The organism is Pannonibacter sp. SL95, from assembly GCF_026672425.1.
GTDB lineage: Bacteria > Pseudomonadota > Alphaproteobacteria > Rhizobiales > Stappiaceae > Pannonibacter.
In genome coordinates this window covers 798,913-818,028 of sequence record NZ_JAPPRC010000003.1, presented here as the reverse complement: position 1 = coordinate 818,028, position 19,116 = coordinate 798,913, and the positions used below count along the sequence as shown (strand labels likewise).

Annotated in this window: 27 protein-coding genes; 1 reads left to right on the top strand and 26 read right to left on the bottom strand. The window is 65.0% G+C overall.

Going from position 1 to position 19,116, the window contains the following annotated elements; translation table 11 throughout:
* Window positions 1-92: 92 nt before the first annotated feature.
* Window positions 93-1,196 carry a hypothetical protein gene (locus tag OVA12_RS04375; protein ID WP_268134877.1) on the top strand — a complete coding sequence of 368 codons (1,104 nt, stop codon included), beginning with the start codon at window positions 93-95 and terminating at the stop codon, window positions 1,194-1,196.
* A 38-nt stretch (window positions 1,197-1,234) separates the two neighbouring features.
* Here OVA12_RS04375 and OVA12_RS04370 read toward each other — a convergent pair whose 3' ends face one another.
* The 26 genes from OVA12_RS04370 to OVA12_RS04245 all read right to left on the bottom strand — a co-directional run bounded on the left by OVA12_RS04370 (window position 1,235) and on the right by OVA12_RS04245 (window position 19,033).
* Window positions 1,235-1,693 (bottom strand): hypothetical protein, encoded by a 459-nt coding sequence (locus tag OVA12_RS04370; RefSeq protein ID WP_268134875.1) that lies wholly within the window; start codon window positions 1,691-1,693, stop codon window positions 1,235-1,237.
* Complete coding sequence (locus OVA12_RS04365; RefSeq protein WP_268134873.1) at window positions 1,690-2,982, bottom strand: hypothetical protein; 1,293 nt, start codon at window positions 2,980-2,982, stop codon at window positions 1,690-1,692. The genes OVA12_RS04370 and OVA12_RS04365 overlap by 4 nt, the downstream gene beginning before the upstream one ends.
* On the bottom strand, window positions 2,979-3,251 hold the full coding sequence (locus OVA12_RS04360) for a hypothetical protein (RefSeq protein ID WP_268134871.1): 273 nt from the start codon (window positions 3,249-3,251) through the stop codon (window positions 2,979-2,981). The genes OVA12_RS04365 and OVA12_RS04360 overlap by 4 nt, the downstream gene beginning before the upstream one ends.
* 9 nt (window positions 3,252-3,260) lie before the next feature.
* Window positions 3,261-4,250 (bottom strand): phage late control D family protein, encoded by a 990-nt coding sequence (locus OVA12_RS04355; RefSeq protein WP_268134869.1) that lies wholly within the window; start codon window positions 4,248-4,250, stop codon window positions 3,261-3,263.
* Window positions 4,251-4,253: 3 nt separating this feature from the next.
* Window positions 4,254-4,472, bottom strand: a complete 219-nt coding sequence (locus OVA12_RS04350) for a tail protein X (RefSeq protein WP_268134867.1) — start codon at window positions 4,470-4,472, stop codon at window positions 4,254-4,256.
* Window positions 4,472-4,939, bottom strand: coding sequence for a phage tail protein (locus OVA12_RS04345; protein ID WP_268134865.1), 468 nt, complete (start codon window positions 4,937-4,939; stop codon window positions 4,472-4,474). The genes OVA12_RS04350 and OVA12_RS04345 overlap by 1 nt, the downstream gene beginning before the upstream one ends.
* Complete coding sequence (locus OVA12_RS04340; RefSeq protein WP_268134863.1) at window positions 4,936-7,185, bottom strand: phage tail tape measure protein; 2,250 nt, start codon at window positions 7,183-7,185, stop codon at window positions 4,936-4,938. Before OVA12_RS04340 ends, OVA12_RS04345 begins: the two co-directional genes overlap by 4 nt.
* Entirely contained in the window at window positions 7,182-7,364 is a 183-nt protein-coding gene (locus OVA12_RS04335; protein ID WP_268134861.1) for a hypothetical protein, read from the bottom strand. The genes OVA12_RS04340 and OVA12_RS04335 overlap by 4 nt, the downstream gene beginning before the upstream one ends.
* 8 nt (window positions 7,365-7,372) lie before the next feature.
* Entirely contained in the window at window positions 7,373-7,885 is a 513-nt protein-coding gene (locus OVA12_RS04330; RefSeq protein ID WP_268134859.1) for a hypothetical protein, read from the bottom strand.
* 25 nt (window positions 7,886-7,910) lie between these two features.
* Complete coding sequence (locus tag OVA12_RS04325) at window positions 7,911-8,456, bottom strand: phage major tail tube protein (RefSeq protein ID WP_268134857.1); 546 nt, start codon at window positions 8,454-8,456, stop codon at window positions 7,911-7,913.
* A gap of 11 nt (window positions 8,457-8,467) precedes the next feature.
* On the bottom strand, window positions 8,468-9,724 hold the full coding sequence (locus OVA12_RS04320) for a phage tail sheath family protein (RefSeq protein WP_268134855.1): 1,257 nt from the start codon (window positions 9,722-9,724) through the stop codon (window positions 8,468-8,470).
* Between the two features lie 160 nt (window positions 9,725-9,884).
* Window positions 9,885-10,754: a three-Cys-motif partner protein TcmP gene (gene tcmP / locus OVA12_RS04315; protein ID WP_268134853.1), complete on the bottom strand. Its 870-nt coding sequence runs from the start codon at window positions 10,752-10,754 to the stop codon at window positions 9,885-9,887.
* A gap of 24 nt (window positions 10,755-10,778) precedes the next feature.
* Window positions 10,779-11,600: a DUF5131 family protein gene (locus OVA12_RS04310; protein ID WP_268134850.1), complete on the bottom strand. Its 822-nt coding sequence runs from the start codon at window positions 11,598-11,600 to the stop codon at window positions 10,779-10,781.
* A gap of 90 nt (window positions 11,601-11,690) precedes the next feature.
* Window positions 11,691-11,927: a hypothetical protein gene (locus tag OVA12_RS04305; RefSeq protein ID WP_268134848.1), complete on the bottom strand. Its 237-nt coding sequence runs from the start codon at window positions 11,925-11,927 to the stop codon at window positions 11,691-11,693.
* The gene (locus OVA12_RS04300) at window positions 11,924-12,283 is read right to left on the bottom strand and encodes a hypothetical protein (RefSeq protein WP_268134846.1); all 360 of its coding nucleotides are present in this window, start codon (window positions 12,281-12,283) and stop codon (window positions 11,924-11,926) included. Before OVA12_RS04300 ends, OVA12_RS04305 begins: the two co-directional genes overlap by 4 nt.
* Window positions 12,284-12,361: 78 nt before the next feature.
* The gene (locus OVA12_RS04295; protein ID WP_268134844.1) at window positions 12,362-13,507 is read right to left on the bottom strand and encodes a hypothetical protein; all 1,146 of its coding nucleotides are present in this window, start codon (window positions 13,505-13,507) and stop codon (window positions 12,362-12,364) included.
* Entirely contained in the window at window positions 13,507-13,908 is a 402-nt protein-coding gene (locus tag OVA12_RS04290) for a hypothetical protein (protein ID WP_268134842.1), read from the bottom strand. The genes OVA12_RS04295 and OVA12_RS04290 overlap by 1 nt, the downstream gene beginning before the upstream one ends.
* A 9-nt stretch (window positions 13,909-13,917) precedes the next feature.
* Complete coding sequence (locus tag OVA12_RS04285) at window positions 13,918-14,640, bottom strand: phage tail protein (protein ID WP_268134840.1); 723 nt, start codon at window positions 14,638-14,640, stop codon at window positions 13,918-13,920.
* Window positions 14,640-15,263, bottom strand: a complete 624-nt coding sequence (locus OVA12_RS04280; protein WP_268134838.1) for a phage tail protein I — start codon at window positions 15,261-15,263, stop codon at window positions 14,640-14,642. Before OVA12_RS04280 ends, OVA12_RS04285 begins: the two co-directional genes overlap by 1 nt.
* Window positions 15,263-16,273, bottom strand: coding sequence for a baseplate assembly protein (locus OVA12_RS04275; protein ID WP_268134836.1), 1,011 nt, complete (start codon window positions 16,271-16,273; stop codon window positions 15,263-15,265). Before OVA12_RS04275 ends, OVA12_RS04280 begins: the two co-directional genes overlap by 1 nt.
* A complete protein-coding gene (locus OVA12_RS04270; protein WP_268134814.1) occupies window positions 16,270-16,659 on the bottom strand; it encodes a GPW/gp25 family protein in 390 nt (129 codons plus the stop codon). Before OVA12_RS04270 ends, OVA12_RS04275 begins: the two co-directional genes overlap by 4 nt.
* Before the next feature lie 44 nt (window positions 16,660-16,703).
* Window positions 16,704-16,901, bottom strand: coding sequence for a hypothetical protein (locus OVA12_RS04265; RefSeq protein ID WP_268134812.1), 198 nt, complete (start codon window positions 16,899-16,901; stop codon window positions 16,704-16,706).
* A 33-nt stretch (window positions 16,902-16,934) separates the two neighbouring features.
* Window positions 16,935-17,468 (bottom strand): phage baseplate protein, encoded by a 534-nt coding sequence (locus tag OVA12_RS04260; protein WP_268134810.1) that lies wholly within the window; start codon window positions 17,466-17,468, stop codon window positions 16,935-16,937.
* Entirely contained in the window at window positions 17,461-18,102 is a 642-nt protein-coding gene (locus OVA12_RS04255) for a hypothetical protein (RefSeq protein WP_268134808.1), read from the bottom strand. Before OVA12_RS04255 ends, OVA12_RS04260 begins: the two co-directional genes overlap by 8 nt.
* Complete coding sequence (locus tag OVA12_RS04250; protein ID WP_268134806.1) at window positions 18,099-18,575, bottom strand: phage virion morphogenesis protein; 477 nt, start codon at window positions 18,573-18,575, stop codon at window positions 18,099-18,101. The genes OVA12_RS04255 and OVA12_RS04250 overlap by 4 nt, the downstream gene beginning before the upstream one ends.
* Complete coding sequence (locus OVA12_RS04245; RefSeq protein ID WP_268134804.1) at window positions 18,572-19,033, bottom strand: gp436 family protein; 462 nt, start codon at window positions 19,031-19,033, stop codon at window positions 18,572-18,574. The genes OVA12_RS04250 and OVA12_RS04245 overlap by 4 nt, the downstream gene beginning before the upstream one ends.
* Window positions 19,034-19,116: the final 83 nt, after the last annotated feature.

Genomic DNA, 19,116 nt, shown 5'->3' with positions numbered 1-19,116 from the left:
CACGTGGCTGCTGAGCGGGCTGAAATTTGGCGATGGAGGCCCGCTGTCCGGAACCGCAAGTTCCGGGCCGCCCGCCTTGGGGCTGGTTCTTGATGGTGTCGAACAACTCTCCTTCCAACGAAACTCAGGCTAGCGGCCCGAAGCCGGTTTCTGATTTGCCTTGCAAAGATCCCGACCGGTGGTTTGTTCTCGGAGTGGTCGCGGCCATCTTGCTTGTCATCGGCATGGTCGGGCTCGCCGTGTATATGCTGTCATCGTCGTCCCCTTGGGCTGACCGTGGCCATGCCATGCAGGTGTTTCAACCGTTCCTGGTCGGAATGGCTGGCATCGTCACACTGTGTACCGTGGTCTGGCGCGGGCTTATCAATGAAGCCCAGGCCAATGAGCAACGGCGGCAAAACGATGCGAAGGACATGGCGGATGTCGGACTGTTGCTGGAGAAGGCGACTACCTTTCTCAGCGACGAGTCACTCATGAAACGTGGGGTCGGGTTGGCTATGCTCAACACTGTAATCACAACCCCTAAGAGCCCCTATGCCCAGTATGCCCTTGAGACTGTGTGTGACGAACTGGCTGCTCGGTATCTATTCGAAACAACGGACAACAAGCCGATCATCGATCAAATACGGGCAATCATTATTGCCGCTGATAAGCGCGGCATTCGCACGACACGGAAGCGTCCCTTCAACCAAAGACCTCCATCAACTGACTTTAGTTTTGAAATCAAAATTTGGGAAGGTTTCCCGCCGGGTTCGTTCCATAAGCAGACTATTTTCGTTGACGCGACGCTTTTGAGACTGCTCCGGCGTCGGCCAAACGATTTCAACTTCCATGACTGCACATTCTATACTGCAGATGAGGCGTCGCTCTATGTGATGGCTCGGATGCAAATAAATGAGAGATTTTCTGACTGTATCTTCAAATACATAAGTGTAGAGACGCTAGGCTGGAGCTCGGAAACTGTATGGGGCAAAAAAACACATCAGTTCGACAGGTGCGACTTTTCGGGGGCGTTGATCTCTAGCGAAGACGATATTTTGCGAGCAACGCTGTATGAATGCTGTTTCGAGCGTGGTCGCCCGCCACAAATTGATGGCCTCAGTCATGAAGAGACAGTGGACCTCATTCGTTCGAAGCACGGTATTTTTGTGGAGCTCGAGCAGCCCGTCCCAATTCTAACGCATGATCAAGCATAGCCAGTTCGTCGTTCAATCAACCGTTCGCTTTCTGCCGTTCACGCCTCCACGATGTCCGTGCTGCTGAGTCCGGACAGATCGTAATCCGTGCCCATCCACATGGGCGTGATGCGTTTTCGCAGGCTTTCGAGGGGATAGTCCGGATTGATGTAGAGCACGAAGGGCTGGCCGGCCTTTCTGCGTTCGGCATCCGATGCTGCAACCAGCCCCGGCAGGTTGGCAAGAAATGCGGTGGACCGGACAGCCAGCCAGACGCCCGGCGCTTCGACCCTCGGTTCCATTTCCTTGCCATCGGCGTCATGCACCGCATCGGCCGCGATCACGTAGACGCGGCGTGCGGCAATTGCCGAACCCTCAAACACGCCAGCCTCCGCCCGGTTCTGGAGATCAGCCAATGTAACAGGCGGCTCCCCCTCGCTTGCAACGACCCCAAGAGCGGCAAGGTCGACCGCTTCGGGACTAGCGAAATGCAGGATATGGTCAATCGTGCCTGTCATCGCGCCACCACGTCATAAAGGGCCTGGGCATCTGCCGTTGAAAAGCTGTCAAAGGCTCCGATCGCGGCCAGCTTATGCGTGCCGTTGACCCGGCCCCGGCCATCTGTCGCCGAACAACCAACGGAAATGCCGTCGAGGGCGCCATTGAACATCGGGCGGGAGCCCGTGAAGATGCCCGTTGCATCCACCGTGAGCCATGTCCCGTCTGGCCTCCAGGCCACAACGAAGACCTGCTCGGAACCAAGCGCACCGGCCAGACCGCGCGTGCTGGTGCCGCTGCCGCTGTTCAGGTCGAGACGATAGTTCTGATCCTTGCGATACTGCAAAAAGAGGTTGCCAGCACCGCTTCGAGCCTGAAGCAAATGGGCGAATGTGACCGAACTTTCAGTCGCCGTGCCGCGCCAAACCATGACAAAGGTCTTTGCGTCGGCAACCGGGTTGATAACCAGGCCGGCGTCCGCCGCAGGGATCACCAGGCTGTCGCCATCAACACTGCCTGCCCCCCAGGGCATCTGGTACGGCGTGGGCGTAACCTGTCCGGCGATCGCCACCACGTCCTGGCCAGGCGTGCCGATGTTCGGGCCGATCTCGAACGTCACATTGATCGGCTCATGGGCGGTGAACGTGTACTGAACTTCGTAAAGGCCTGCCCCGTAACTGATGTTCCTGACCGCGTTGATGGTCACCATCGTTGTGGCTCCCGCAATGGCAGCTGCCCCGACCGGGCCAGTTACCAGCGACGCCCGATTTGACTCGGCCGCAGAGCGAATGCCGGAGCGCATCTGAGGTGACGAGCCGACCGCGTAGAGGGCTCGCGCCGAATACACCTGACCGACAACAAGTGGTGCATCAAGCAGCGACTGCACCCGCCCATACGTCAGTCCCTGCGAAGCCACACGGACCGCATTCGACATGCCGAGGAAGTTTCCGGCTTCGGCGGTGTTGTTCGTGTTGACGATGGTCCAGTCGCGCGGATTGAACGGGTTTGGGACAAGGTTCGTCCAAGGCTCACGGCTGTCAAAGCCGCGATCCGTCAGGGCCATTGCGCCATCACTGAACTCGCGTGACACGCCGGATGTGTCTGCGGCGCGGCGAACCGAAAGACGCGTGTGTCTGGCGTCGATCTCAGCCATTGTCAAGCGCTGGCTGTCGAGCAGAGCATGCCTTGTGACGAAATCCGCCGCGAACTGGAACCGACGCATCCAGCTCGGCGTCCGCATCGCGGTTGCCGGCAGCAGCAGGCTCGGGATCGGCCGTGCGAGGGCGACGGGGATCGGCGATCTGATCACAGCAGCGCCTCGAAGACGCGGACCGAAGAACCGGCCACATTCTCACGCACCACCGCCCGCAGTGATGGCAAGCGGGGGATCTGGGCGAACGGCGCGCTGCTTGCGCCGAATGTGCAAATCAGCCTCCACGGTGCCGCGTCATTGACGCGCCCCTCAATGTCCACTAGCGCGCGCGGGTCGGCGCAATCTGCCTGCAGGACAACGTCGCCGGAGGGGCTCCAGGGCGGTGAGACGGCAGCGGCGGCGGTTGTCGAAAATCTCTCGGTCATGATGGTCTCTCAGGTCTGCGCGGCGAGCTCGACGGTCATCAACCAGCCGCCGCTCTCGTCGAATGTGAACTCGTGGGTGATGGACGTGGCGACTGCCGCCGCGCCGCCGTAGCCGGGCAGGATCACCGGCGCACCAGCCATCGCATCGGGATCGCCGATGGCAGTGACGGAGCCGCTCACCGACCCTCGGCCGAGGTCGAGGACAGCCGCAGCGGCCGAGACCGCCGCCTCGACGGCCGAGGCGGCGGGATGCAGCAACAGCGCCTGCGCGGCTTTGCCGATGCCGGCGGCACTGGCCAATTGCGACAGCCCGGCCTCCGGGTCGAACCAGGGCTGTTGCGCCTGGCCGAATTTCGGCCGCTCCTCCTCGGTGATCTCGCAGCCGGTGACACGCTCAAGCGGGATGATGAGCGGCGGCAACGGCGTGCCGCCAGCGGTCTGGCCGCTGTTTTTCTTGGTCACCTGCCATTGCCCGTTTGCGGGTTTGAGGCTGCCGCCGATCTCGTCGGCCAGCGCCTGGGCAAAGCCGAGCGGTGATTGCCCCCAGTTGAGCCGATAGGGCAGTTTGATATTGGCCAGCGCAGGATGCACCCGCGCGGATTTGCCGGCCGACCCGGCGAGGCGTTGCATGATCTCGCCGACCGTCTGCTCGTCGAAATGCGCTGTTTCACCCGCCTTGTCGGCGTCGAGAAAATCCGCCGACCGGGCGACGACGGTCAGCGTCCAGCCATCGTCCGGTGCGTAGCTCAGCGACGACGACTGGACCGTGAACGAGCCGGCATCGCGCAGGCCTGCCTCATCCCAGCCATAGAGCAGCCGGTAGCTGGTGCCGGAGGTCGGCCGGGACGCGCCGGGACCGTCGACCGAGAACTCGATCTCGATCTCGTCGGCATCCGCGCCCTCGTTGTCCGTGTAGCGGACAGCCCGCAGCGCAGGTCCCCAGCCGGGGACGAGGTTGCCGCTCATGGCTCCGATGACGTGGACGACGGGTCGCTGCATCGCTTACTCCCAGGCCAGCACGCGCCGGCTACCTACAGCCGGGCGGTAGGTTTCGGGGATCTCGATCGACGTGCCGGCCGGCACCGTTGCGCCATCGAGCAGGGTTGCGAGGCCCGGATTGGCGGTCAGGATCGCCTCAACCGTGCCGCCACGCTCGCTGCGCAGCGTCTCGCGTGCGATCTGGTCGAGCCGCCTGCCGCCATAGGGCACGGTGTAGCGCATCAGATGAGCCCTCCGAGATCCGCGATCCGGCCGGGTTGCGCAAGATAGCTGTCGGCCGGCAACAGCAGCAGGCCGAGGCTCACGTCGATCTGGCGGCCGACGCCGTCGAACGGGTGCAGCCGCTCCTCGTCGTAATCGAGCGTCTCGATCGCCACCATGCCGCCGCTCTCGCCGAGGTAGTTGCCGCGCAGGCGCACATAGGGGACGATTGACTGCGCCCGGTGATAGCCCTTGAGCAGCGCAAGGGCATCGAGACCGCCGACAACATGGGGGAATGTCACGGCCTCGATCGTCAGTCTCTCCTGGCCAGCGCCGGTGATCTGGTAGGCGATACCGCCCTGCACGGGATGCGCCGGGTACCGGGCCTCGCTGGCATAGCTCAGCCGCTGCGGGTTGAGCCCGACCGTGTAGAGGATCGCCGAGCCGATCGCGAACAGTGCGCCGGCATTGGTGAGCGCGGGCGTCATGTCGGCACCCTCGCCAGATCATGCTGGGCACGTGCAAAGCTGCGATTGACCGCGCGGGCCTGCTCGCGCCGGGCCTTGGCGGCCGCGTGCGACGGGTTGGGCGAGGTGATGTTCTGGGTCACGCGCAGGTTTTGTGAGGACTGCAGAGAGGAATGACGCTCGCCAGCGGTGGCCGGCGCAGCATCAGACCCACCGGAGCTGCCGGGTGCAACATAGGTCGGCGCGATGGTCGGGCTCACCGTGAAGCCGAGTAGCGCTTTGATCCGGTCGGCGATGGACGCGGCCTCCTGTTCGGCCGCCGCGCCCTCGCTCGCCAGCCCCTCGACATAGCCGCGCATGCTGGCCTCGGCCTCGGGCCGCAGTTCGATGCCGAAATGCTGGCGCGCATCAAAGCCCGGATCGGCCGCATCGCCCCACATGAAACGGTCAAATGCGCTTGGCCCACCGCGTTCACCCTCCTGTCGGGTCTGGCCGTATTCCGTGTACGCATCGATCACGTCGAGCCGCTTTGAGGCCTCCGACGGCTCCCAACCGAGCAACTCCTCGAAAAACCGGTTAGCCCGGTGCGCATTGTCGGTGCGCGCGTGCATCTCCTGCTGCAACGCGCCGGAAGAGCCGGGCGGTGCCTTGAGCGTCGACGGCTCGTTCGTGCCGCTTTCCGTCGCAGCCGACAGCGCGTTCATGGCCTCGGTCAACAGCGGCAGCGTGTTGGCCGCCAGGCCCTTGGCCTTGGCAGCGACATTCGCCGAAAACCGGTCCCAGGCGGCACTGGCGTTGTCTGTGGCGATGGCAAAATCTTCCATCACGGTGCCCGGTGCCGCGTCCATGTCTTTCATGAGGTCTTTGGCGGCCTGGAGATTTTGAACAACCGCCGCCAACCCGGCTCCGGCCTGTTCATCAGGCATCAACGCCTTCAGCTTGAATGGGTCGTTGCCAACCTTCGACTGGATCTCCTCCAACACCGCCATCACGGGCGAAGTGCCGGCTTCCTGCGCTGCCGACAGCGTCTTTTGCACATCGATCCCGTACTCTGACGCATTGGCCAGGAAATCTTGTGCCGTAAACTTGCCCAACATGCCTTCGAAGTTGGTCGCGGCCTCTGCACTGGTCCCCGTGGCCTTGCGAATTTGCTGCCCAAGCGCGACGAGGACCTTGGTGCCAGGCAGGCCGCCCTCGCCCAATGCTGCCATCCTGGCGGCGATGGATGGCACGTGCATGGCCATGTCCTTGACCTCGAACTGGCCCGCTTTGCCGCCGAGAGCCATGATGTCTTGCGCGCCCATCAGGTCATCTGAGCCAATCCCGAAATTGTTGCGCAGCGCAATCGTCGCCTTCGCCGCATCTTCAGAGGTGGAGCCGGTTGCCTTGCCAAAAACGATGGTCTGTTCTGTCATCGCGGCGGCTTCTTCGGGATTAATGCCTCCGGCCAGCAACTGCCCCATGACGTTCATTGCGCCAGCAGTCCCAACACCTTTCCGTGCCCCGATTTGCGCCATGAGCCGGTCATAGCGAGCCTGATCAGTTTCGCTGTAGGCACCTGTGATCCGGACACTGTCGGAGATGAACTCGTCCCCGGCGGCGGCCGTAATCGAATGACCGGCGATGACACCGGCACCGGCAACCGCACCGCCGAGCGCATATCCGGCACCGGCCGTCAGCGGGATGAACGCATCGCCGCCCAGGCGGTCATAGGCGGCGCCTGCGATACTGCCGCCGCCACCCGCACCGCCGCCCGTCAGGCCGGGCCGGACCGGGCCAGAGCCCGTGCCATTGAGCGGGCCACCCATGCGCAGCGCGGCGAGTTTTGCCCGCTGCGCATCGGCGGCGGCCCCGATGTCCTTGATTGCCTGCTCGGCCGCGTTGGCATCGGCCCGGAGCCCGTCGAACGCGCCATCGTCGATCCGGCCGAGCGCCTGGCGCACGGCCTGGGCCTCCGTCCGGATGCCCCGGATTGCCTCCTCGGCGCGCTGCGCATCCGACCGGATGCCCGACGCCCCGTCGCCGATCCGGCCAAGCGCTTGCCGGGCCTCGTTGGCCTCCTTGGTGATGTTGCCGAGCTTGCCTTGGGCAGCCTCGGCATCGCGGCCGAGCTGCTGCAGTCCGGTGCCGAGCTCTGCTCCGACGCGGGTGCGGCCGAGCTGCTGGGCGGCCCGGCCGAGCTGCTGCAAATCCCGCTCGGCTTCCTCGGCAGGACGCGAGAGCTGGTTGACCAGGCGAAGGCGCAGCGCGACGTCGAGATCACTCATCTGTTGCGGCCCCCATAGCTGCCAACACCACGCCCCCACGTCTCGTCATAGATCGCCCGCACCTCCGGAAACCATCGCAGTGCCTCGTCCCAGGGCATGTCGAGGAGCGCCGGCAGCGGCGTCGAGAACGAGCTGGCGAGGCGGGCGATGTAGGCGCGCCAGCGCGGCAGGTCGATCACGACACGGTCTATTGGCCGGTCGCTGTCGACGTCGGCCGGAACACGGGGGGCAAAAAATCCCAGCACACCTCGACCACGCGGCCGCCGTCGCCGGCCTCCAGCCCGCGCAACACAGGGGCCGGCAGCTGCGTCATCTCGGCGTAGATGTCGTAAAGGTCTGGCGCGCTCGTCCGGCTGCGCCGGTCGAGGATGTCACCGACCTGGCCGACCGTCAGCCGGCGCACGATGACGCTGGCGATGTGTCCGAGCTCCGGGTGGTCGAACGCGAACTCCAGCGGCACCGTTGTCGCTGTCGATCGGCTGAACGCCAGTTTTTCCACCTCGCGCGCGGGCAGCGCCGCAGCCGGCGCGGCAGGTGCGCCAGTCGACGGCTTTGCACTGCCCGAACTCTGCGCCGAGTTGTCCAGCTCGGCCCAGAGTGCCGGCGGCGGCATCGGGATCTCCGACACGGCCGGAGCCTCGCCGGCCGCCTGCGGCACATTCACGATCGCAACGGGTGTTTCAGTCACGTTCGAGCCCATCTCGAATGCTCCTTAAATCAGCCGGTCAGGCGGCGATGATGCGGTTGTGCTCGGCGGTGTAGTTGACGCCGTTGATGATCAACACGTTGTTCGGGATGTCGAACTTGTGCACCGTGTTGCCGTCCAGGATGTCGTGGTAGAGCACGATCGAGGACCAGCGCAGGCGGGTCGGCGCGGTCGATTTCTGCCCCTTGACGCCGCCCTGGGCGTAGCCGTTGAGGAGGCCTTTGAGCATGACCACCCGACCGCGCATCTGCACCTTCGACGCGCTGCCGGTCTCACCGGTCGAGGCGGCCGGGAACACGTTGAGCAGGTTCTCGTAGTAGGTGACCGTGGTCCAGTCGCCAGGCTCGCGGCCAAACCGCGTCTTGAGATCCTCATGAACGCCATTGACCGCCATCTCGCAGGTGAGCGCTGCAATCTCTGCCGGCAGCTCCAGACCGAACCAGCCACCACCCATCACGAATGGCAGCATCTCGCGGGAGAGCTCAGGCAGCGTCGTCTCGTCGATGCGCAGGCGCTGGTTGACCTCGTTGCAGTACCAGTTGGCACCGCGAATGATGCGATCCATGATTGATCTCCTTAGGCGGTGACGCGGATGTTGGACGAGCCGAGCTGCGACAGAGCAGAGGCGATCGCGGCCTGCAGCACGTCGAAGGCTTCGGGCATCGGTTCGTCATAGAGCTGAAGGTCAACGAGATCCGGCGTCTCGGCCCACCGCATCTTGACGCGCAGCGCACCGGCCTCCAGCACGGCTGCCGGATTGAGCGCCTTGGACCAAAGAACCTCGTAGTCGATCAGCGCGCCGAGGGTGACGAGGTCGGAGAGGAACTGGTCGAGCGCGCGGAAAATGAGGCTGACCATGTGCGGCGTGATGTCCTCGGAAAGATACTGCCGCATCGGTCGCAGCATCGCTTTCGAGACCGCCAGGCGCGTGCGGATCTTCTTGATCGAGCGCCAGGACGAGACGGTCGGGTCGGTCGCTGTCGTGAAGGGCGCCCAGAGCTGGTTGCCCTCGATCACCGTGCCGACGCCGGCCTGGGCGAGCTGGTTGGCCTCGGACCCGGCATCGCCGTCGGTGTATCCGACGGGCACCGACGGGCCGAGCATGCCCTTCAGTGGCCGGTTCCAGAATGCTTTGTAGGGACCACCCGTCTCCTTGTCCCGGCGCACCATGGCGGCCGCGACAGTGGCGGACAGCGGCCGGGTGACATTGCCAGCGCCGAAATTATAGACGCCGGCCGGGTACATGCCGATGACGTTCAGCGCCGTCTTGAAATCCTCAGCCCAGGTGATGGCACTTGCGACCGACGTCGACGGCGTGTCGGCGATGACCATGCAGTCGATGATCCGGTCGGCGACCGTGCGCGCCGCCGCGACGATCGCATTGGCCGCGTTGCCGATCCGGTGCGCGGTATAGCCCGGCGCGAGGATGCAGCCCGGCTCCAGTTTGAGGTGGGATTTGGCCTCCAGCAGCGCCCAGACGCCGGTGCCGGCCCCGGCCGAGCCGACGATCGAGTTGATCTCGGCCTCCAGTTTCTGCTGCGCGTCGACCAGGGCCGAATGCTGCGAACGGACAAACACGATGTCGGTCGAGATCCCCTCGGCTTTGATCTGATTGACCGTGTCCTGGGCGACGCCGGCACCCAACTTTGTGAACTGGTCGGCGTCATCGGTGGAGAGCCGCACCGGCTCGTTGATCGGAAACGCCGTGTTGTCGGCGAGTGGGGCCGGCAGCACCAGCCCGATGACCGTGCTGTCGCGCGTGTCGATGCGGGCGACGGTCGACCGGAGGTCGGAAAATCGGCGAACGCCGACGAAATTGGTGGTGCCGGACATGATCCATCCCGTGTGTGATCAGTGAGCGATCTGCTGGGATGGAGAGTACGGCGGCGCAAAAAAGAAACGGGCTGACACCAGTCAGCCCGTGCAATTGCCTGTCAAATCAGGTGCGGTCACATTGCCGCCCCGCGCGACGGAAATCAAGTGACCAACATTGTTAGTATGTGAGCGTCGAAAGCTCCAACTCAAGCTGCTCTGCAAGTTCTGGTGCCTGAGTAACATTGCGATGAGCTCTCGCCATCAGTTCATGTGCAGCCGGATGATCGCTCGCGTGGATCATGTGAAACATGACTTTCCCCGTGCCACCTTCGCTGTGGTAAATCGGGTAAGGTTTTACATACTTATAACCAAGTTCGTCCCTGAAGCGCTCAGCCAGACGTATAGCGATCTTTTCGCCGCTATCTGTGACCAGCTCGTTCCAATCGCCATTTCCCCACCATTGATCTGCACGATCCGTGTTTTTGGTGAGGCCTTTCAAGGTTCTATGCAGCCAGCTCGTCCCAAGGAAATAAAAAATCTCGATCTTCTTGGAGCCCTCTGGCTTGTGTCCCGCAATCGCTTCGAGCGTCTTCCAATGGCATTGTAGGGAAAACTGATCGATCAGGCAGAACGTCGCGGTTTTGTCTTTTATGCGACCGCTTCCGAGGATCTGAACGATGCACTCATTGAAATCGCCCGACAAAACTTGATAGTGCCGTTCGGCTTGGTCCCCTTGCTGCGCCACCAGACTATTTAGCGCAGAGATCTTTGCAGGGTCGATGTCGCATAGAAAGATCTCGCGCAGACGACGTGGTTCAGTGTTGATGACTAGCTCGGCTGACCAGCTGTCTTGAAGCTCTTTCCTCTTAGGACCAGCGAACCCGTCGATGTATGCGCCGTGTCTGGTTATGATGGTAAAGAGATAAATGTACTTTGCGATGAGCTGGGCCTTGTGTTGTGTCCACACGGCACCAAGGCCACTCTGTGAAATCGAATGAGGCGGATGCTGGACAGGCAGCTCCTCAAACATTTCGATCGTTTCTCCCATTATGCCCCCATTCCCTGTCGGATGCTAAGCGGCATGGCCGCAGACAGGGAACTCTCGCACAATTTGTCCTCCAACCAAACCACCACCTTTGCCGTGCGGGTCGATCCCCTTCATGTCGGCCTTCGGCAGCTGCAGCTGGCCGGTCAGGGGATTGTTTTCATATTGCCCCCACTGCTTAAAGAACGGCGCGATGCCTCCGCGCCTGCAATCGTCAAGGACATCTGAAACCCATTGAGGTTCCATTGCACGTGCACCTGGGCCGCTTTCACCGCCAATGATCAACCAGTTGGGGAACGGCCCCTTGCCATTTAACCGAAGTGGACCGATCGCAGGCTCATAGGATACGAACCACACGGACGCAGGAACTTTGCCCATGACAGCGGCGCGCTCGTCATATCGTTTCTGATCTTCTGCGGTGAAACCGAGCCAGACGTTGGGCCAGCCCAAAGCACCCCAGCTATCAGGGAGCATTTTCTTGATGTTCTGTGGTCTCTTGGTCAACAGCTGCCAATCGAGGCTGGGAGTTAGCCGGATGAGATCGAAAAGATCTGCTCGCCAAGATGGGTCTACCTGATTGTCGAAGACATCAGCCAAGGACGCACAAAACACGCGCTGCCGCCGACCGAAGCGAGCTTCAAACGCCTTTGCATCTCGTTCCCATGCCAACGGAGCTTTCCAGTATGCGTCAGTCGTTCGCTTTCTAGGGTTGTTTCCCCATTTCACGTGACCGGATCGCTTGGACCACCCTTCCGCATAGCAGTTGTCGCAGCCCGGACTAATCTTCGTGCAACCTGTCCAGGGGTTGAAGGTGCGATCCGTCCATTCGATTTGGGTTGTGTCTGCCATTGCAGGCCCTCGCTTCGCTTTAGATCGTTAAAATCGTTTACCAGTCGTTTCGATTTTACTAACTCGCTGCGGCGATTTGGGGGCGCTCACTCAAATCCTCTCCCGTCTCCCTCGCGCGCTGTTGCCGCCCTCGTCGGTCTCGATCGCGGCGAGCCAGTGCCGGCGCAGGATGGCCGGCCAGGGCACGCGGGCGGCCCAGCCTCCGGCAACGAGGCTCTTGCCGATCCGGCCCGACACGCTCTCGTCCGGGTCGCCGCCGATCAGCACGTTGACGAGCTGCGACAGGGCGACGTGCAGATTGTAGAGGTAGTTGAGGAGGGTGGTCACAGCGGCGCTCCCGTGCCGATCTCGGCCGCGCGGGCCGGGGTGATCAGGTTTTCGGAGGCGAGGTACTCCAGCCCGTCCCGTGTCGACTGCCGCGTCACGTCGACCTCGGACAGTCGCGGATCCTCCAGGATCGCCAGCCAGTCAGAGATCACCGGATTGGTCGGCCGCGCCGCCCGGATTGCCACGCGCTCGGCCGCCGTGAACAGGAGCAAAAATTCGGGCGGCGTGAACACGGTCCGGCGCGGCACTGCGGCGGCCGGCGTCTCGGCCGGGGCCTCGGGTGCCGACCAGGTGCTGCCCTGTTTGCGCCAGCCGCGCTCGACCTCAGCCGGGACGCTGACAAACTGGCTCGCCACGTCCGGATGGTAGAGGCCGGATCGCCGGCGACGACATCGACCGCGATGCCGTCGATGATGCGTGCGAATTTCGTCATCTCACCACTCCACGATCACGAAGCCTGCGCCACCCGCGCCGCCATCGCCGCCATTGGACGACTGCGTCGAGCCGCCGCCGCCGCCGCCGTGTCCGAACTGGGCATTGCCGCCAGCCGCACCAACATAAGTTGCGCCGCCTGCGCCGCCGCCGCCCGCGCCACCGCCACGTCCAACGCCGCCCGCTGTGGGCGGGTTGCCGTCAGCGCCACGGCCGCCGCCTGCACCGCCGCCCGGCTCGGCAGTTGCGCCGGCCACGCCTGCAGCCCCGCCGCCGAACCCGCCACTGCTGGTTTCCAGGTCGGTCTCAAACCGGGGAGAGAATGGGCGTGAGGCACTCACTCCGACGCCGGAGCCCTGCGTGGCTCCGTCCGCGTTCGGCCCGGCCAGAATGGACGATGTCCCTGGGCCGCCAACGCCGCCTCCACCAGCACCATTTGTGCCCGAGCTCGCGTTGATACTGCCACCTGCGTTGCCAGCCGCGCCGCCTCCGCCACCGCCGCCGCGCGTGTTGGTGTCAAATGCGCCATTGCCGCCCTGGCCACCCACACCCAACGGCGAACCGGCAGCTCCACCGCCCGCTCCGGATCCACCAGTGCCCGCGCCGCCATTGCCGCCAGCGCCGCCCGGTACGTTGACCGCGCCGCCCGATGAGCTGCCGCCAGAGCCACCGGCACCCGTTGTCGCGCCACCAATTCCGCCCGCGCCGCCTGTGACCGACAGCATTGCACCAAAGCTGCTGGTACCGCCGGCCAAACCGTTGGCTCCTGTGGTGCCGAGGCCGCCCGTGCCTCCGGTGCCAACCGTCACAGCGATCGTCTGGCCCGGCACCACCGTAAAGACGCCCATGCCGAAGCCAGCGCCGCCACCACCACCGCCACCGCGCGTGTTGTTGCCGGTCTTGCCACCGCCACCGCCGCCGCCGCCGCCACCACGGGCGCGCACGCGCACCGCGGTGACGCCCTCCGGCACCACGAATGTGCTGCTGTTGGTGATCACCCGGTACTGGCCGATGCCGAACACGTCCTGGCCGAGACTGGCCGTGCGCGTGATGGCGAGCAGCGAGACGCTGCCCGTCAGTGATCCGTTGCCCCCACTTGCGCGGCCGAGCTTGCCGCGCGGGAACCCGTTAAGGCCGAAGTTCGCCATCAGAACTGCCCTCCAAACGCCATGACGTGGAACGTCTCCGCGACATGCGTGCAGGCCCGGAGCGAATGGCCGGCCGGCAGCACCAGGCCGTATGCCGAGCTCTCGCCGGTCGTAAAATCGATCACGGTTTCGAACGAGGCGACGGTGGCGCTGACGGTGATAGCCGGGACCGGGATCTCGGCGATGCAGCGCGCGGCCGTGCCGTCATGAATAAACAGCCGGAGCATGCCGGCCGTGGTGTTGCCGGTCGCCTTGAGCACCGCGCGGTCGATCCGGCCACCGCCTGCCGGCAGCGTCAGGACCGTGGCGAGCGTGCCGGATCCGTCGCGGTTGGTGTTGGCTGTCGAGACGACGGCCGAGCCATAGAGCGGGGTGCCGGTGAATTGCGGAGATGCGGCCATGTCGGGTCCTCACAACAGAGTTTCGAAACGGTAGATCACGTCGCCCTGCGGCGGCGGCAGCGCCGCCACGGCGGCATCGATCATGGATTTGACGCCGGCGGGGTGTGTGGCCTTTGTCGAGATTGTGCCGGCCAGGTGCTCGGGAGCGTTTGCCAGTTCCAGCGGATCGGGCAGGTTTTCGACCGCCGCGTTGATCATCGCCGCGACGCCGGCCGGGTGCGCTGTTTTGGTCGAGATTGTGCCGGCGAGGTGCTCGGGGATCGTCGCAAACGATGGGATCCGCTGATCGACGTAGTCCTGCGTCGCCCAGCTGCCGGGGTGCGCGACCAGCGTCACCTGCGCAGTCTCGGAGACGACCAGGACCAGCTCGATGGTCAGCGTCGTATCGACGCCCTGGGCCGTCGTGTTTTTCCGGGTGTCCGGATAGTCGGCGATGGCGACGAGCTGGCCGTTGCTGGCAAACAGCCCGATCTCGCGGATCGTGAAGGGACCGGCATTGGCCGGGATCACCGCCGTGACGATGATGTAATTTGCATTTTGCGGATCGGTCAGAGCCGACTGGACGCCGGTGCGATAGACCTCGCGGACGAGCTGCGTCGCGGTCTCGACCGGGGTGATCGCCGCCCCGTTGCCATCGCCGACAGCAATTGCGGCGAGCGGCACAGCGGTGCCGCCCTGGGCGGCCGCCTGGGCAAACAGGGCCTGGCCCTGCAGTGTGACAATGACGCCCATCATGCGCCTCCTGCAATGCGGGTCGACTGGCGGACACGGACCGCACCGCCGACGTGGATGTAAGGCCGCGCCTGGAGCGCGCCGGGGAGGATCGGACCGATGCGGGCGCGGCTGCGGATCGAGACCGACCCGCCGATATAGAGCGGGGCCTCGTTTCGCCGGACGAGCCGGATCAGCTCCAGCCGCGAGCGGGTGTTTTTGGTCCGCAGCGCCAGGCGCGCCAGCATCTCGCCGGCCTCGCCCGTCCAGGGCTCGACCGGTCCGAGCGTCACGGTCAGGCGAAACCGGTAGGGAGAGCCGCCGTACTCGAACCACTCCTCGAGCGCGGCGGCATAGCCGGTCGCGGCGATCGCGGTCTGCACCGCCCAGGCGGTGCCCTTATGCCGGTGGACTTCGGGGGCCGCCTTGATCACTGCGCGCTGGACGGCCACTGGCCAGGCCGGATCCCACTCGTCGACCGACCAGGCCCAGGCGAGCAGCGGCAGCCAGGCGGGCGGGCAGAGATCTGGATCATGGACACGGCGGATGATGTCGACGTCGATTGCGCGGATCCGCTCCACATCAATCGCCGCTAACGCCTTGATCGGCTCGGGCGAGTTGCCGGGGACCGTGGGCGCACTCATCAGATCACCTCGACGGTGAGCGTGACGGCGGTGACGCGGGCGAGCTCCTTTGGACCAGGCAGCACGTCACTGACAACCTGGCCGGCCGCCGTGATCACGATGTCAGCGTCCTCGACCAGGGCGACGCCGGCCGCGTCGGCGACATGCACCGCCGCAGCGATGGCCGTATCGGAGAGCATGCGGGCGATGCCGCGCCGGCTCGCCAGATAGGCAGTCAGGCGGGCCAGGGCGAGGGTCCGCAGCGTCGACGGATCCGGACCGCGCGGCATTTTGAGCGTGACGCTGATCGTGCAATCCAGCGTCGAGCAGGCCTCAATGATCACCCGGTCCGTGAGCGGGCGCAGTTTCTGGCGGCGGGTCAGGGCGCGGACACGCGGGCTGCCGACCGCATAGCGGATCAGCCCGGCGTCGAGAAACTCGGCCATGGCATCGAGCACGGCCGGCGTCGGCACGCCGTCGCCCTGGCTGGAGGCAACGACGATGAGCGCCTCGCCGTCATTGGCAAGACCCGAGTGCGGGTCATAGACCGCCACATCGAGCACGTGCGGATGCGCAGCGAGCCCGAAAAACAGATAGGCCCCGTCGGGACCAGCGGTCGAGAACGCCTCTATCGCGAGCTGCCGGCGACGGCGCAGGCTCTCGTCGCTCTCCATGATGGCAGGGGTCGGCGGTGTCGTTGCCGGGTCGGCCGGGACCAGCACCTGACGCACAACGCCGAGATCGGCCGCGCGCTGCTCCAGATCCGCGCCGCGCGCAAACGCCAGATGCGTAGCCTTGACCGCGTCATTGACGGCGGCTGTCAGCTGCACCTCAAAAAACGCGCCATGCTGCAACAGGATCGCGGCCGGATCGCTGTCGATCGTGCCGACATCGAAGGGCTGGCCTGCCGCATCCATGCGGGCAATAAAGTCGGCCAAGCGCTGTTGAAATGCTGCCTCATGGTCGAGCGGCTGCAAGGCGTCGGGAGCCGGCAGACGGGAGAGATCGATGTCGACAAACCGGCTGGTCATCGCGCGCCTCCGCCCACAATCGCGCCGAACGGCACCGCGATCGAGTAGTCGTTAAACCGGCCGTGCGGGTAATAGAGACCGCCGTGCCGTATGCCGAGGACGCCGGTCTCCGTCAGGCGGACGAGCTGCAGCGATGTGATCGCCGCCTCCGGCTCATGCCGGGCGGCCGAGGCAACCATCTCGCTGTAGATCTGCAATGCGATCGCGGGCGTCAGATCCTCGCCGAGCGCCGAGCGCAGGTCAGCGCCGTAGGTCAGCCGCATCAGCCGAGATCCGGGGCGCGTTGCCCAGATCCGGCCGAGCGACTGGATCAGATGCGGCAGGCCGGTGAGCGGCTGCAGCGTCCGCTCATTGAGGCCCTGCCGATACCTGATTGCGCCTGCCATTTGATGCCTCGTCAACGCTCGATCACGCGGGGTTTCAGGAGCCGTTAAACAGCCGGCCGGATGTGCAGGGCGATCAGCTCGGAGCGCGCCTGGTCCTCGGTCAGCTGCAGGATGTCGCCTGCGGCCACGCGCCGGCCGGCCACGCGCGGCGGCGCTGTATCGGTCACGATGTAATCAGCAACGCCGCCCGGATCGGGGCTGACAGGTGCAACGGTCGGTGTGGCGGCGGTCTTGCGGGTCATGGTTCTTGCCTTTCGTTTTCAGAGGATCGCCAGTCAGGCGGGCGGCCCGGTGAGGGCCGGTCCTGGCATGACGCCGGTGTGCTTGTGGGTGTCACCGATGTCCTTGCCGTTGTGGTTGACGTGATCGCCCTCGATGTCGACGGCACCGTCGATCTTGACCGGCCCGACCAGGCGGATCCGGTCGGAGATCTCGATCCGGACATCGCCGCGCGCGATCACCGTCGTGTCGCTGGCCTGCGACGGGGCCGGATGGTCGCGGTCAAATGTGGCGGGCACGGCAATCGAGGCGGTGCCGATGGTGCCGGAGCCGGAGACGAGCCGCATCTGCTCGCCGACGGCCGGCTCGCTGTGGATCGACAGCGCCCCGACGCCGGGCTCCTGCCAGCGCACCCAGGGCGATAGCACCGGCCGCCCCTGGGCATCCTGGCCGAGCTTGAGCCTCAAGCGGCGCTTGGCCGGATCCACCTCGTGCACCTTGCCGGTGAGGTCAGCCATGGCCAGCCGGCGCTCGATCGTCGCCAACGCCGCTGCCTGCCGGCGTAGCGCCAGGGCGTAGGGATCACGCATCGCCGGCCTCGCTGTCTGGCTCCTGGCGCGCCGGGATCCACCGGGCTAGCTCGGCGAGATCGGCCGCAGTGTCATAGAGGATCAGCCCGGAGGCCTCGTCGTAGGTACCGGTCGCATCGGGCAGGATCGGCGCTCCGAGATCGGCGATCACCTGCGTCCATGTCACCGCGTAATAGACCGTGCCCTGGGCCTGATCGCGGACCGTGAACATGGGCTTGAGCTCGGGCTGCGGCGAGGTCTCGGGCGGCAGGATGCCGGTGAGGCCCCAGGTGCTGGTCTCCATGTCGCCGAGGATCGCCAGCAGCCGGGAACCGATGGCGAGGCCGACGGCCTCTTTTTCAACGCGGCGGCCGGCGATCGCCCGGGCCTCGGCGACGACATAGGCGACCCACTCGACGGCGAGGCAAAACGCGCCATCGACCATCGCGGTCTCACGGATGCGGGTAAATCCGATGCCGACGCCGGGGGCCAGGACGACGGTCCTGGCGACGAGCTCGGAGATGTCGACCTTGCCCGGATGCGCGACCACGGAAACGCCGGTGATCAGCTCGCCGATGCGACGCACGATGGCCGTCTGCGTCTGCGCCAGGCGGTCGGTTGCAATCAGGGTTTCGAGGGGTACCGGTGTGATCACAGGAGGCCTCCGAGAAAGTCGGTCACCAGCTCCAGGATCTCCGCCTCGTTGTCTGGCGAGAGACCGACAAACGGCCGGGCCGGGATCGTCACGCGCTTTGCGGCGACCATCCGGCCGCCGAGGTTGAACATCAGCGCCCTGGCATTTTTGGGCACGATGACCGCGCCCTCCTGATGCACATGCGCAAACTCCCAGGACGCGCCCCATTCGGCCTCGGTGGCCGAGGCGCGCCAGGCGACAGAGGCCAGCAGATGCTGGCCGGTGGCGACGAGGACCGGCGTGCCGGCAGCGTTCGGGGGCCAGGGCGTCCCATCCGGGCCGGTTTTTTCGTCGGTGATGCGCCGGCGGGTCTGGCTCTCGCCGAGCGCGGCGATACCGGTCATCAGTTCTTCGGCATCAAAATCGAGGAACGGGCGCAGCCGCTGCATCGCATCGGCCATGTCGCTCGCGTCAATGACGATCGAGACACTCATATCCGGCCGAGCCGTTCGCGGGTGAAGATGCGGACGGGCGCGGTCAGGATCACCTCGTTTGCACCGATCCCGTCAGCCTCGCCGGGCGTACCGCTGTTGTTGCTGATCGCGCTTGTCAGCGCGCCCTTGCCGGCAGCGATTGCCTCCAGGCGTTTGATCGCGGCAGCATGGCGCTCCTTGATCGCCTCTGTGCAGCGCGAGAAATCCAGGGCGATCCGGAAAAACGCGATGTCGATGCAATAGAGGCGGAGCACGGCGAGCGAGGTCTCGTCCAGCTGCGCCAGCTCGGCGGCCGAGTAGCGGGCGGCGAGGATCGCCTGGATCTCGGCCGACGCATCGGTCAGGCCGCTGGTGATGCGTGCATCATCGCGCAGGCCCGTCTGTTCGTTGGCTGCGATCAGGGTCAGCTGATCCGGATAGCGGGCGTCGATGTCGGCGATGCTGGCGTAGAGTTGCATGATCCTGTCCCATCAGATCTGCCACTGTTGACCGAGGCTCAGCGTCTAGCGCTCTCATGACCTCGGCGGGGCTTCGGGGCATT

Bases quoted from the DNA above. Each gene is read 5' to 3' on its own strand.
- OVA12_RS04375 (WP_268134877.1), top strand. From the start codon at position 93: ATGGTGTCGAACAACTCTCCTTCCAACGAAACTCAGGCTAGCGGCCCG.
- OVA12_RS04370 (WP_268134875.1), bottom strand. From the start codon at position 1,693: ATGACAGGCACGATTGACCATATCCTGCATTTCGCTAGTCCCGAAGCG.
- OVA12_RS04360 (WP_268134871.1), bottom strand. From the start codon at position 3,251: ATGACCGAGAGATTTTCGACAACCGCCGCCGCTGCCGTCTCACCGCCC.
- OVA12_RS04355 (WP_268134869.1), bottom strand. From the start codon at position 4,250: ATGCAGCGACCCGTCGTCCACGTCATCGGAGCCATGAGCGGCAACCTC.
- OVA12_RS04350 (WP_268134867.1), bottom strand. From the start codon at position 4,472: ATGCGCTACACCGTGCCCTATGGCGGCAGGCGGCTCGACCAGATCGCA.
- OVA12_RS04345 (WP_268134865.1), bottom strand. From the start codon at position 4,939: ATGACGCCCGCGCTCACCAATGCCGGCGCACTGTTCGCGATCGGCTCG.
- OVA12_RS04340 (WP_268134863.1), bottom strand. From the start codon at position 7,185: ATGAGTGATCTCGACGTCGCGCTGCGCCTTCGCCTGGTCAACCAGCTC.
- OVA12_RS04330 (WP_268134859.1), bottom strand. From the start codon at position 7,885: ATGGGCTCGAACGTGACTGAAACACCCGTTGCGATCGTGAATGTGCCG.
- OVA12_RS04325 (WP_268134857.1), bottom strand. From the start codon at position 8,456: ATGGATCGCATCATTCGCGGTGCCAACTGGTACTGCAACGAGGTCAAC.
- OVA12_RS04320 (WP_268134855.1), bottom strand. From the start codon at position 9,724: ATGTCCGGCACCACCAATTTCGTCGGCGTTCGCCGATTTTCCGACCTC.
- tcmP (WP_268134853.1), bottom strand. From the start codon at position 10,754: ATGGGAGAAACGATCGAAATGTTTGAGGAGCTGCCTGTCCAGCATCCG.
- OVA12_RS04310 (WP_268134850.1), bottom strand. From the start codon at position 11,600: ATGGCAGACACAACCCAAATCGAATGGACGGATCGCACCTTCAACCCC.
- OVA12_RS04295 (WP_268134844.1), bottom strand. From the start codon at position 13,507: ATGGCGAACTTCGGCCTTAACGGGTTCCCGCGCGGCAAGCTCGGCCGC.
- OVA12_RS04290 (WP_268134842.1), bottom strand. From the start codon at position 13,908: ATGGCCGCATCTCCGCAATTCACCGGCACCCCGCTCTATGGCTCGGCC.
- OVA12_RS04285 (WP_268134840.1), bottom strand. From the start codon at position 14,640: ATGGGCGTCATTGTCACACTGCAGGGCCAGGCCCTGTTTGCCCAGGCG.
- OVA12_RS04280 (WP_268134838.1), bottom strand. From the start codon at position 15,263: ATGAGTGCGCCCACGGTCCCCGGCAACTCGCCCGAGCCGATCAAGGCG.
- OVA12_RS04275 (WP_268134836.1), bottom strand. From the start codon at position 16,273: ATGACCAGCCGGTTTGTCGACATCGATCTCTCCCGTCTGCCGGCTCCC.
- OVA12_RS04270 (WP_268134814.1), bottom strand. From the start codon at position 16,659: ATGGCAGGCGCAATCAGGTATCGGCAGGGCCTCAATGAGCGGACGCTG.
- OVA12_RS04265 (WP_268134812.1), bottom strand. From the start codon at position 16,901: ATGACCCGCAAGACCGCCGCCACACCGACCGTTGCACCTGTCAGCCCC.
- OVA12_RS04260 (WP_268134810.1), bottom strand. From the start codon at position 17,468: ATGCGTGATCCCTACGCCCTGGCGCTACGCCGGCAGGCAGCGGCGTTG.
- OVA12_RS04250 (WP_268134806.1), bottom strand. From the start codon at position 18,575: ATGAGTGTCTCGATCGTCATTGACGCGAGCGACATGGCCGATGCGATG.
- OVA12_RS04245 (WP_268134804.1), bottom strand. From the start codon at position 19,033: ATGCAACTCTACGCCAGCATCGCCGACATCGACGCCCGCTATCCGGAT.